This window comes from Microbulbifer maximicatervae (SeqCode) (assembly GCF_052467615.1).
In genome coordinates, this window is the sequence record NZ_CP174319.1 from 2,532,768 (window position 1) to 2,545,265 (window position 12,498).

At 52.5% G+C, this 12,498-nt stretch carries 12 protein-coding genes; 9 read left to right on the forward strand and 3 right to left on the reverse strand.

What is annotated here, in order from left to right; genetic code table 11:
- Nucleotides 1–5 precede the first annotated feature (5 nt).
- Both ACJJIM_RS11285 and ACJJIM_RS11290 read right to left on the reverse strand, forming a co-directional pair.
- Entirely contained in the window at nt 6–1,115 is a 1,110-nt protein-coding gene (locus ACJJIM_RS11285) for an efflux RND transporter periplasmic adaptor subunit (protein ID WP_444913333.1), read from the reverse strand.
- A 3-nt stretch (nt 1,116–1,118) separates the two neighbouring features.
- Nucleotides 1,119–2,441 carry a TolC family protein gene (locus tag ACJJIM_RS11290; protein WP_444913334.1) on the reverse strand — a complete coding sequence of 441 codons (1,323 nt, stop codon included), beginning with the start codon at nt 2,439–2,441 and terminating at the stop codon, nt 1,119–1,121.
- 367 nt (nt 2,442–2,808) lie between these two features.
- Between ACJJIM_RS11290 and ACJJIM_RS11295 the strand changes: the two genes are divergently transcribed.
- The 9 genes from ACJJIM_RS11295 to ACJJIM_RS11335 all read left to right on the forward strand — a co-directional run bounded on the left by ACJJIM_RS11295 (nt 2,809) and on the right by ACJJIM_RS11335 (nt 11,850).
- Complete coding sequence (locus tag ACJJIM_RS11295) at nt 2,809–3,516, forward strand: TVP38/TMEM64 family protein (RefSeq protein ID WP_413662359.1); 708 nt, start codon at nt 2,809–2,811, stop codon at nt 3,514–3,516.
- Complete coding sequence (locus tag ACJJIM_RS11300; protein WP_444913335.1) at nt 3,516–5,759, forward strand: hypothetical protein; 2,244 nt, start codon at nt 3,516–3,518, stop codon at nt 5,757–5,759. The genes ACJJIM_RS11295 and ACJJIM_RS11300 overlap by 1 nt, the downstream gene beginning before the upstream one ends.
- Nucleotides 5,756–7,030, forward strand: coding sequence for a glycosyltransferase (locus ACJJIM_RS11305; protein ID WP_444913336.1), 1,275 nt, complete (start codon nt 5,756–5,758; stop codon nt 7,028–7,030). The genes ACJJIM_RS11300 and ACJJIM_RS11305 overlap by 4 nt, the downstream gene beginning before the upstream one ends.
- A 10-nt stretch (nt 7,031–7,040) precedes the next feature.
- Nucleotides 7,041–9,470, forward strand: a complete 2,430-nt coding sequence (locus ACJJIM_RS11310) for an endonuclease/exonuclease/phosphatase family protein (RefSeq protein ID WP_444913337.1) — start codon at nt 7,041–7,043, stop codon at nt 9,468–9,470.
- 239 nt (nt 9,471–9,709) lie between these two features.
- Nucleotides 9,710–10,390 carry a Bax inhibitor-1/YccA family protein gene (locus tag ACJJIM_RS11315; protein ID WP_444913338.1) on the forward strand — a complete coding sequence of 227 codons (681 nt, stop codon included), beginning with the start codon at nt 9,710–9,712 and terminating at the stop codon, nt 10,388–10,390.
- 65 nt (nt 10,391–10,455) lie between these two features.
- Nucleotides 10,456–10,848, forward strand: a complete 393-nt coding sequence (gene tusD, locus ACJJIM_RS11320) for a sulfurtransferase complex subunit TusD (RefSeq protein ID WP_444913339.1) — start codon at nt 10,456–10,458, stop codon at nt 10,846–10,848.
- Nucleotides 10,849–10,850: 2 nt separating this feature from the next.
- On the forward strand, nt 10,851–11,213 hold the full coding sequence (tusC, locus tag ACJJIM_RS11325) for a sulfurtransferase complex subunit TusC (protein ID WP_444913340.1): 363 nt from the start codon (nt 10,851–10,853) through the stop codon (nt 11,211–11,213).
- Nucleotide 11,214: 1 nt separating this feature from the next.
- Nucleotides 11,215–11,508: a sulfurtransferase complex subunit TusB gene (gene tusB / locus ACJJIM_RS11330; RefSeq protein ID WP_444913341.1), complete on the forward strand. Its 294-nt coding sequence runs from the start codon at nt 11,215–11,217 to the stop codon at nt 11,506–11,508.
- Nucleotides 11,509–11,514: 6 nt separating this feature from the next.
- A complete protein-coding gene (locus tag ACJJIM_RS11335) occupies nt 11,515–11,850 on the forward strand; it encodes a TusE/DsrC/DsvC family sulfur relay protein (RefSeq protein WP_444913342.1) in 336 nt (111 codons plus the stop codon).
- A 173-nt stretch (nt 11,851–12,023) separates the two neighbouring features.
- Here ACJJIM_RS11335 and ACJJIM_RS11340 read toward each other — a convergent pair whose 3' ends face one another.
- Nucleotides 12,024–12,476, reverse strand: coding sequence for a hypothetical protein (locus ACJJIM_RS11340; RefSeq protein ID WP_444913343.1), 453 nt, complete (start codon nt 12,474–12,476; stop codon nt 12,024–12,026).
- Between the last annotated feature and the right edge of the window lie 22 nt (nt 12,477–12,498).

Genomic DNA, 12,498 nt, shown 5'->3' on the forward strand with positions numbered 1-12,498 from the left:
AGCCCTCAAGGCACGACAATTATAGCTTTCCCATCACTGAGCTGGGCAGCACCAGTTGATACAACCTCCTCGCCCTCAGTTAACCCCTGGATAATGACAATATTATTGCCAACTACTTGTCCCGGGAGCACTTTTCTTAGTTTTGCTCGTAAAACTTCACTATCTCGCTCCAGCACAAATACAGCGAATCCTTTGGATTTTCCAGGGTGAGCAACTAAGCAGGAAAGTGGTATGAGAACCCTATCTGGAGGTATCGGTATTTTGTCCAAGGCCAGAGACATAATCATTCCTACCCGCAATTGCGCCTTGGGATTATCAACGGTAACAGTGACCGCAAAAACCCTGGTGCGGGGATCTGCCATGGGTGAGACTTCAGTGATCATTCCCTTAAAAATAAGATCCGGTAAAGACTCTGTACGCAATGACACCACACTGCCCAGTGGAGCATAACTCAACACGATGTCCGGTACGGAAAATACAACCTTAACGCGGGAAATATCAGCCACAACGAAGCCAACCGACTGCGAGTGAACCAATGTGCCCACCTCAATGTTACGTTGCAGGATAATTCCAGTCAGCGGAGAGCGCAGTACGGTATCTCGTAACTCTTCCTCTGCCCTGTCCAAATGGGCCTTACTGCCAACTACTGCCGCCTGCGCAATTTCATACTCTTCCCTGGCTGAATCATAATCAGGCGCGGTAATACTGGCAGTGGCAAAAAGCGCAGTTGCCCGTTTGTAATTGAGGTCAGCTTTACGCCTCTCTGCTTCTGCTTTACTCACATTTGCAGCGGATTCCACCACGCGATCTCTATATTGTTCGTCATCAATCTTCGCCAATACTTCATGGCGTTTAACGTAATCCCCTCCTTGCAGCAAACGAGTCTGCCCGAGTGCCTTTCGCGAGGGTATTACACGTACATAGCCCTCTGTACGAAATGCTACATCAACTTGCGTATAAGGATTGACGACTGCAGAGTAGGGATAACCAGCTGCAGCGTCTTGCGAGCGGGCAACAAAAACTTCCACCGGCGTAGGCTTTCTTTCCGGTGGTTGGCGGTGGCAACCACCAACCACCACAAATATAGCGATAATACAGAGGCTGATAACGCGCATTTATCACACCTCCCCCACCGACCTTTCATATTCAGCCAGGGTTCCCCATACAGACAGTACCGCGCGGTTGTAGTCGCTATTCGCACGAAAAAGCTGCTTCTCCGCCTCCAGGACATCACTCAGGACGGCAGCTTGCTCGCGGTAACGATTTGTCATTACCCGCACTTTCTCCCTATAAGCGGCTTGTAATTCCCGCGCAACCCCCACAGACTCTTGAGAAGTACGCAAGCGACGCAAACTCTCACGAACCTCTATTTCTATTCGATTTCGAACCTCTTCAGACTTTTTTTCCGCTTCAAGAATTTTATTGGCACGACTGGACAGTTCATCGCGTTTCCGCCCCCAATCAAAAAACTCCCAACGCATTTCCAAAGCAATAAATGCTTCAGCATCTGGAATCAGCCTGACGTCATAGAGCTTTAGGTACTCAATATTCAAATCAATATCAGGGATATATTCAGACTTCTTCACATCGTAACTATATTCAGCCCGCTCAATCGACAACTCTGATTCCGCGAGATCTGGACGCTGCTCAAAGGCAAGCCCTAAGGAAGTCTCAACATCGAAAGCTAAATGATGAGGGTTTGGAAGGCTCTGAATATTGAAAGGCGTTTCAACATCCCGATCCATCAATGCATTGAGACGCTCCTTCGCTGTCGCCATCTCATCGGTAAGGCGCTGGCGCTCCAGCCTGCGCTGGGCCAGGCGTGCTCGCACATCCAAAAGTTCATACTCGAGGGCAACTTGTTGTGCAACATAATTCCCTACAAGTTCACTCAATGAGGTAAGGAAGATAATGGCTTCATCCACGGCCTGTAAATCACCAAGGATTCTGCCAATTTCAAAATACTGGATCTTGGTGAGGTAGCCTATATCCTGCTGCACCAAGCGAACCTTTTCCTCTGCCATTTCAGTGACAACGTAGCCCTCACAAATCTCTAGCTCTATGGTGTACAACTGTGTGATAGGTTGAGTCGCGCTGACGGAGAAGGTCTTGGTCACACCTTCCTCTGATGTGATCTCTATATCCCTAGGGGGGATAGGGCCTATCGGAGAATTCTGCACAAAAACGCCACGATCAAAGGTATACCTCTGGCGTGTTAGGTTATCGATTATTCCCGCATTCATTTCCAGCCGGGGATAGCGCTTTGTTTTTAATGCCTCGACGTCATCCCAAACCTCACTAACTTCAAGCGCAGCCGCCTGAACCCGTAAATTAGCTGTCACTGCCAAATCGACGGCATCTTCCAAAGTCAAAACCGGCTCGCTGGCATAGCTCCAGGCTCCGCCGCCAGTCAGCAGTATTGCGAGCGCGCACTCGAACAACGGCCACCTCTATTTCCAGCAACAATTTAAATCTGCTCACTGCGCAAATAAATTTAGGATCGAGTAAGTATATCTGTTGACAGCCACTGGCCGGACTGCTGACCCCAGACTGGCGGATTCCTATTTGTCCCCTTGGACAATATTCACATTTTTAATAACTTAGTAAGTTTATATTCCACCGACTGGCGACTAGAGATTCATTTTCGAAAACACCAGCACCTCTTAGAGCGGACAGCCCCCTCCCATCAGTTTTCCGAACAGAAACTGTGTAGACGCCATAAAGAAGCATCACCTGTCGTGATCCTTTAGCTAGGCTAGTTAATGGCGGCAATCAAAACCGTATTTCTTTGGTTCCGTGGAAAACCCTATGGCGGTGAAGTTTATTCCTCTATTGATTCTCGCGGTTTGCACTATCGCCGTGGCTGGGGTGTTGAGCTTATTGGTTTATTTTGACCTGGATGATCAGATTATTGAGCTGATGCAATGGCTCAATGAGCAGGGCTGGCAGACAAGTTTGCTATTTATCTTAATTGTGGCCGCAGCAATCGTCTTTTTACTTCCTGGCGTCATTTTTACCATGGGGGCGGGGTTCGTATTTGGCGTTATAAAAGGAACTCTACTGGTTATTGCCGGCACCGTACTTGGGGCAACCCTCGCATTTCTTATTGCCCGCTACCTTCTCGGCGAGAAGCCTTCTCGGTGGGTTATGTCTCATATCAAGCCCGCGACTGTTGGCGAAGTGATTCGTCGCGAGGGCTGGCAAATGATTATGTTGACCCGACTGGTTCCCCTATTTCCCTTCAAGTTGTCGAACTACTTCTTTGGACTGACTCCAGTTCGACTGCGTGACTTTGTGATCGGAAATTTCCTTGGAATTATCCCCCTTACATTGCACAACGTTTACATCGGCTCCATCGCAGCAGATCTCACCTCCCTGGGCAAGGTTGAGGAGCGCACTCCAATTCAGTGGGGATTCTATATTGCCGGATTCGCCCTGGCCGTCATCGCACTCATCGGGCTCACCCGAATGGCTCGCCGTGCATTGAAAAGAATTATTAAAGAAGAGGACCTCTGATGCCTTGGATGAAATGGCTACCTTGGCGCTTCTTCGTACGCCGCTTTGCCACCGCTCACGGTTTCCTTGATCCACTCACATTGATGGCGCATCTACAGCGCTTTGCCGAGCCTTCAGAGGTGAGTGAACCCATCGAGCTGCTACGCGCAGGGGCGGTATTTCACGCTCGAGCACTGATCAACAGCAAAGTCATACAACACAACCTGGACTGGGTGTGGCCCTACTGGATTCAGCGCCAGTTCGACCCCTATGACAAGTCGTTTATCCCCCGGGCTTTTTCCATTAGCCACTGTAATTTGAGCCACCGCAACTGGACTGCTGTAGGTATACCCGACTGCGAAGAACTGCCGATTGTTGATCCCCGGGGCCTGCTTACACCCCACTACGATGGCTGGTCTATCGATGTCTGGGTCATCAGTGATAGCGGTGAAGAGCTAATGCCTTCCACCCTCGGCTTCTGCAACCAGCACCAGGAACTGGGAGATGATATTGCAATAGTTACCGAATCCCATCGTCGGGGTCTGAAGTTGCACAATAGGGCCTCAGCGAGCCTGCTTCAAGGCCACCCCCGCTGTGTGCTTGAACTCAATGCCCAATGCCCGGGAGGCGGCTGGTTAATGGTGGTCTTGCGCCCCTGCAATCCTGAGGGCGTCAGCTTTGTTCACAAGGTTCGCCTGGGCGATAGCGGGCGCAATTGGCTTATTGAAGACAGGGCCGCCGTAGAGTTCAGCCAGCCGGTAGACAAACACCTGGCATCCAATTACAAACGGGGCGATATCTACCTCCATCTTCGGGACAAAGAGAGCAATCGTGAGGGGCTCTGCGATATTGGCATGGCCTCCGCTGCCGCCATGTTTCGCATCGAAGACCGAAAATCCCGCAAGATTGAGGTTACTATTCCCCTGGTCACAGAGGAGAGTAAGCAGCGCTCTCCCCTTTGCTGGGAACACGTCCTGGAAGGTCACTGCGCCCTGACCGTTCCCGACGAAAAGTTTCAGTTTCTCTACGACTCAGCAATACGCACCCTTATTCTCCACTCTCCCAAAGATGTCTACCCAGGCCCTTACACGTATAAACGGTTTTGGTTTCGGGACGCGGCATTTATGATTCAATCGCTGCTTTATGCCGGACTGACAAACCGCGCAGAAAGAGCTCTGGAGCAATTTCCCCACCGGCAAAAGCGGGATGGTTTTTTTCACTCCCAGGACGGCGAGTGGGACTCCAATGGTGAAGCCCTGTGGATCTTCAACCTCTATTGTGAATTAACCGGCAAACCCTTAAAGCAGCCGTGGTGCGAACCTGTCGTCAGGGGTGCCAAATGGATTATCAACAAGCGCCTTCCGAATGATGGCAGCCCCTGTGGGGGCCTGCTCCCTGCGGGATTCAGTGCAGAACACCTGGGGCCCAACGACTGCTACTACTGGGACGACTTCTGGGGCGTCGCCGGCCTGCAGAGTGCTGCCAGTATTTGTACGCGCGAAGGTATGGATGACAACGCCCACCGCTTCAATACTGCGGCCGGCGACTTCCAGCGCACTATCGATCAAAGCCTGCAGGATGCTCAGGAACGCCTGGGCCGCCCCGCGATGCCAGCCTCACCAAACCGGCGCCTGGATGCCGGTGCCGTAGGGTCGATCGCCGCAGGCTATCCCTTGCAACTCTACCCACCAGAGGACCCGAGGCTGGTAGACCTGGCGGAATACCTGATGGAAAAGTGCTTTGTGAGCGGCGGATTTTTCCAGGACATGATCCACTCCGGCATTAACGCCTACCTCACCCTCCACATTGCCCAGGTATTGCTTCGCGCTGGAGATGCCCGCTGTATTGACCTTATGCGCAGTGTGGCAGAACTGGCATCGCCAACAGGGCAATGGCCGGAAGCCATCCACCCCCATTCTCTCGGCGGATGCATGGGGGATGGACAGCACGCCTGGGCAGCGGCTGAGTGGGTGGCGATGCAACGCAATTGCTTTGTCCGCGAAGAGCAGGACGCTCTGGTTATCATCTCCGGGCTCCCCCCCGAGTGGCTCAAAGGTACTGACTCAGATCAGCCCATCCGCTTTGGGCCCGCGCCAACCCGGTTTGGCTCGGTCACCCTGGAAATTCAACCAGGCTCCACGCCAACGGTCTCTTGGGCTGCCGATTGGCATGGTAAGCCCCCACCTATCGCCATTAAGGCCATCGGATTCCGGCCAGTGCTGATCACTGACGAATCGCAGAGTGCGGAGTTGAGCCCCAAGTGAATATCGTGATGCTCACCAACACCTACTTACCTCACGTGGGCGGCGTTGCGCACTCCGTCGCCGCGTTTAGTGAGGAATATCGCAAACGTGGGCACAAAGTACTTGTGATCGCACCTGAGTTCCCGCAAAAGTCTGACGATGAAGAACATGTTCTGAGAATTCACTCCATCCAGAATTTTAATGGCACCGACTTTTCCATGGCTCTGCCATTCTCAGGCGTCTTGAATGATGCCCTGGATAAATTCCGTCCGGATATCCTCCATGCCCACCACCCTTTTCTCCTGGGACTGACTGCCCTACGTATTTCGCGGGAACGTGAGCTACCGCTCGTTTTTACCCATCACACATTGTACGAGCACTACACCCACAACTTGATGGGAGATTCACAAGCACTCAAACGCTTTGTAATGGAAGTTGCCACCCGCTTCGCCAATAAAGCAAATCTGGTCTTAGCCCCAAGCCTGAGTATTGTGAGACTTCTCCGGGAGCGAGGGGTACAAACTCCAATCGCGGAAGTCCCTACGGGAGTGCACCCAGAGCAATACGCCCATGGAAAAGGAAATAAGCTCAGGAAAAAACTGAAAATACCTGCATCAGCATTCTTGTTGGGACATCTGGGCCGCTTCGGGAAGGAAAAAAACCTGGTTTTTCTTTGTCAGGCCGTCGCCAAATTTTTACAGGAATATCCATCCGCACACTTTCTTCTCGCTGGCAGCGGCCCACTGGAAAATCAGCTCCAGCAGTTTTTTACCGACAAAAAATTAATACAACGTGTACATATGCCAGGGAAAGTCATTGGTGATGCCCGCCGTGATGTCTACAGCGCAATGGACACCTTTCTATTTACTTCCACTACTGAAACCCAAGGTCTAGTGCTGTCTGAGGCAATGGCCTCTGGAGTTCCCGTGATCGCCCTGGAAGCCAATGGGTCGAGAGATATATTGAAGCAAGGTATTAACGGCTGCCTGGTAACCAAAGAATCGCTCAATGATTTTGTCGCCGCGATACGCTGGTTCCACAATCTGCCTGACGATCGCCGCCAACAGATGATTAAGGAAGCCAGAATTACGGCCCAGGACTTTTCCATGAATAGCTGTGCCCAGCGTGCACTGGATCTCTATCAACCCCTCGTGCACTACAACTGGCCGCTCGATAACTCTATTTATGCGCGATGTATACGCACTGGAAAATTAATCACCATACAGTGGGAGATTTTCGAGGGCTTCACAGAAGCCGCAGGCGCAGCCTTGAATCAACCACCTAAGCGTTAGTCCAAAAACTATGTTAAGCCGTATCGGACTATCAATCAGACGCTGGCGCCGCCGACTCAGTCGCAGCGAATGGATTACTCGCTTGCTCGGACTATCCACCAATCCAAATAGCCCCCATGCTCCGGGGCTAATTTTGATCCAGATTGACGGACTGGCCTACCCCGAACTTCTCAAAGCACTGGCCCGAGGGCGAATGCCATTTCTGAAGCGGCTAATCAGAAAAGAGCACTATCGCCTGGAGCACATGTACCCGGGAGTCCCATCGACAACTCCTGCGGTACAGGCCGAACTTTTTTATGGAGTGCGCCAGGCCGTACCTGCATTTGGCTTCCTCGTCCACGAAACGCAAAAACTCGGACGCATGTACGATCCTGAGGTTGCCGCCCTGGTCGAAAAAAGAATTAAGACTCAACACCGCGATCCTCTGTTGCGAGGGGGCAGCTGTTATCTCAGCCTATTTAAAGCCGGAACAAAAACCGGTGAAGCGCACTTCTGCCCCGCCGACCAGGGATGGGGTCCGGCACTGCGCGAAGCCAGCCCCATGGCAATCGCCATTCTGATTGTCACCAATATTTGGAGCCTTGTTCGCACTACCGCGTTAATTTTGATCGAGCTGGTTTTATCTCTAGTCGACTGCGTACGCGGGATAATCGGTGGCCAAAACCTGATTAAGGAATTGATGTTTATTCCCACACGGGTCGCCATCACCATTCTCACTAGAGAGCTATGCACCATGGGGGTGAAAGTTGATATCACCCGCGGCCTGCCGGTTATTTATATCAACCTGCTCGGTTACGATGAGCAGTCCCACCGGCGCGGGCCGCAATCGGCCTTTGCCCACTGGGTATTGAAGGGGATAGACAGTGCGATAGCCAAAATCTGGAAGGCCGCTCACGGCTCTGAGCGACGACACTACGACGTATGGATTTTTTCAGACCATGGCCAGGAACAAACAGTGGCCTATGAAGAGGTCAACGGGCGCAGCCTTGGCGATGCCCTTTCGGAAGCTCTATCCAATTTACCTTCAGCGCCGCAGATCAAATCTACCACTATCCCCAAAAAAGTCCGTTTCGAGCGAGCTCGACTGTTCGGCAGTGAGTGGATGGACAAAAGCAGCACCGAGGAGGAATCCACGCAAGAGGGCGATAGAACGCCTACTGCCATAGCGGCCCTGGGCCCAATCGCGATGCTGTACAACATAGACCTGAACGGTACCAGCCGGGCAGATGCCGCCAAAAGGATGGTGGAGCAAGCCAAAGTGCCCCTAGTACTCTATCTGGAAGACCCATCCTCCCCCGCTTCCTCACCAGTGCATGGGTGGTGGAAAGATGGCCCCATCAAGCTTCCTGAAGACGGCCGCAAATTGATGGGGGACGAACACCCCTACCCGGTTGAAGCCGCAGAGGATATGGCCAGCCTGTGCCGGCACCCAGACTCTGGCGACTTTATGATGTACGGCTGGTGTGCCGGTATGCGGCAACCCATGACTTTCGCCATGGAAAATGGCAGTCACGGCGGCTCTGGCCCCAATGAGACCCATGCCTTCGCCCTGATGCCAGAGGATATCCAGCCCCCAGACCCCAGTCGGGGCTACTGGCGCCCGCAGGATCTGCGCTCCACAGCCCGCGCCTACCTCCGTGGCGCCCGCCCCATGAAGGTAGATAACCACAGGATGCCAAAAACTGTTTTGCGCATCATGACCTACAACGTGCACAGTTGCCGAGGGCTAGATGGCAAGCTCTCCCCACAGCGAATTGCCCGGGTAATTGCCCGCTATCGCCCGGATGTGGTGGCATTACAAGAACTGGATGTCATGCGCAAACGCACCGGCGGCCTCGACCAGGCCGAAAGACTTGCTCGTCTACTGGCAATGGACCTGCACTTCCAGCCCACTATAAATATGAAAGAGGAGCGCTACGGTGATGCGATCCTCACCCATCTCCCCGCCCGGCTCATCAAGAAAGGGATTTTGCCCGGCCCTCCCTCCGGCAAAGGGGGGCTTTTTAACCCCGCTGCAGACGAACCGCGCGGAGCTGTTTGGGTGGAAATCGAAGCCAATGGCAAACCTATCCAGATCATCAACACCCACCTGGGGCTATCCCGTGCAGAGCGGCTGCGTCAGGTAGATGCCCTTCTCGGCCCCGAATGGCTTAGCAATCCCCGCTGCACCGGAGAGCGAGTGCTGCTGGGAGACTTCAACGCGCTACCCAACTCTGCCGAGTGCAAGCGACTCGGAGGCTATCTCAGGGATGCCCAGGAACAGGCGCCCCGCCACAACCCCAAAGGGACCTTCCTAAAGGTCCGTATTGATCACATGTTCCTAAGTGCGGGACTCAATGTGAAACGGGTGCGGGTGCCCAGGACATCGCTGACCCGCCAAGCCTCAGATCACCTGCCATTGATCGTGGATATCGACCTACCCATCAAGGGGGGAAAATAATCGATCTCGGCTTATCGAGCCCCACACTCTTCGCACCCTCCAACCCGAGCGATAACACTTGAAAAATGCCCCAGAGCCCCCACAATAAGCGGAGAATATTTGAATAAATCCTTTAAAAATATAGGGTTTTTGTGAATTCATAGAGACTGGCAGACGGACGCTAAAAGGGTTTTCCCGACTTGAAGGTCCCCACTGCGAGCTATATGATTCTTCTATCACTTAATAGCAGGAGTCGCTAAATGCAACCGCAAGCTTATACTCAAACCCGCGCACTGGATCGCTCGGAATCGGCGAAGGTGTTGCGCAATACCTATGCCCTACTGGCAATGACCGTTCTCTTCAGTGCCATTACCGCCGGCATTTCCATGTCTATTGGCATGGGTCGTGGCATGAGCCTGGTCTGCTCCCTCGGAGCCCTGGCCCTCATCTGGTTCGTATTACCGCGCACAGCAAACTCCGCCGCAGGTGTGGGTGTTGTGTTCGCATTTACTGGCCTGCTAGGCGCCTCACTTGGCCCAATGCTTAACCACTACTTAAGCATTCCTGGCGGCGGTCAGATCGTTATGCAAGCCCTGGGTACCACTGCAGTGATCTTCTTTGCCCTGTCTGCCTACGTGTTGACTACCCGCAAAGACTTCAGCTTTATGGGCGGTTTCCTGGCTGTTGGCCTGATCGCGGTACTGGTATGTATCCTGGGCGTAGTCATCGCTGGCTTCTTCGGCATCCACATGCCGCTGTTTAGCGTTGCCCTGAGTGGCGTGATCGCCCTACTGATGTCTGGTTTCATTCTTTACAACACCAGCCAAATCATCAATGGTGGCGAGACCAACTACCTGATGGCGACCGCCTCCCTGTACCTGAATATCCTCAACCTGTTCACCAGCCTGCTGCATATCTTTGGATTTGCTTCAGACGACTAAGCAACAGCCTTGTTGAGCAAGTCACAATGCCCCGCACCGCGGGGCATTTTACTATTTGGCCCCCTATGAAGTTTTCCCTAGCTATCTACTCAGCCCCCCACAGCACCCAGTCTTCATCCAGTGCACTCCAGTTTGCCAAAGCCCTCCTAGAGCAAGGCCACGAAATTTATCGAGTGTTTTTCTACTGCGACGGCGTGCAAAACAGCAATGCCATTGCCGCCCCTCCCCAGGACGAAACTGACCTGACTTCGGAGTGGCAGGCACTGGGCCACCAGCACCAATTGGACCTGGTAGTTTGTATTGCCGCTGCGCAACGGCGCGGTGTGCTGAATCAGAGAGAGGCCGAGCGCCTGGAAAGACCCGCCGCCAACTTGGCTGAGGGTTTTGAGCTGGCTGGACTCGGCCAACTATCCGACGCTGTCGCCAACTCCGATCGTCTGATTACCTTTGGAGGCTGAGCATGAATACTAAATCATTGGCCCTATGCCGCACCGCCCCCTACGGCAATGCCCTGGCGCGGGAAGGTATCGAAGCCGTACTGGCAGCAGCGGCGATGGAACAGGACATGGACCTGCTATTTCTCGGCGATGGGGTATTCCAATTGCTGGACCAGCAATCACCTGCGGATATCGGCCAGAAAAGCCTGCGACGCAATTTGCAGGCTCTGCCGATGTTTGGCATTGAGCAGTTTTTCGTTTGTGAGAAAAGCCTCGCTGAACGCAATATCACCCTGGAGCAGATCCAGGTTGCCGGCGCAGAGACTAAAGCCGTAAAAGATACCGGCTCACTGATCAGCGCCTACCCCACTGTATTGAGCTTCTGATATGACTTTGCATATTGTCAGTAAATCCCCTTATACCAGCAGCGCCCTTAAGGAATGCCTGGGTGCTTTTGCCCAGGGTGACTCGCTCTTACTTATTGAAGATGGTGTCTATGCGCTGAGGCACGAGGTTCTGGAAACAGTGCCAAGTACCCAAATTTTCTGCCTTGAAGCAGACACCTCTGCCCGTGGCCAGCAGCAACTTGCAGCAAACATGGATAGAGTGGAAATGATCGATGATGCACGCTGGGTACAGCTCTGTACCGAGCATCACCCCATAGTCAGCTGGTTTCGGTAACAAAAAATGAGCAACCTAGTAGTCAATGGCCAGGAAATCCCCTTGGACAAAGAGGGTTACTTGCGCAGCCTCAGCGACTGGAGCCGGGATGCCGCCCTTCAGTTAGCCAATGCTGAGGGCATCGAGTTAACCGAGGAACACTGGCAAGTTATTGAGCTGTTGCAAGAATTTTACCGCGAGTTTGAACTCTCCCCCGCGATGCGCCCGCTGGTGAAATATATTGGCCAGCATCTCGGTGCAGAAAAGGGCCGCAGTATCTATTTGATGCAGCTCTTCCCCCCAAGCCCAGCAAAAGTGGCCAGTAAAATTGCCGGCTTGCCTAAGCCAACCAACTGCTTGTAACACCCTATGCTTGGCCAGGTAAGTTTGAAACAACCTGGCCAGCAAACTAGCTAAATGAACTTAATCTAACCAGTCTATAAAGTCCGCTCTATTTTGCGAGCTCTTTGCCCTTGGGCTCAAATCCATACGCGAGCTATAAAAGCACATCCTAGATTCACACTATAAACTTTTACTTAGGGAGCCTCTGAATGTAGTGGGACTTCATTAAGTGCGCGCTTTATTTCCTCTAACTTGTCAGAAAGCCTGAATCCCAGATGTTTATTGAGTCTATCCATAGAAAGCTCTAACTCTTGGAATGTTTCAAGTATTTTCTCTGCCTGCAGCTTTCCTCTGTCTGTCAAAAAGAAAAGCCTCCTTCGTTTATCACTTGAATCATCTTCCTGTTTTATAAGTGAGAGCTTAAGCAACTTGGGAAGTTTCTGCTTAATAAGCTGAGGAGAAGAGTCTGTCTCACGAGCAATTTCATTTAATGACAACCCATTCAATCGATACAAAGTCACGATGATTGAGCAAGATTTAACCGGAGCTTGCACGCCATTCCTCGTTAGAATTACCTCACACTGCTTGGTAATAAGGGTGGAGATAGCCTCCGCAGTCTTGCCAATAAAGTAATTCTCAGAGGTCATAAAGCCAACTCGTATTCACCTG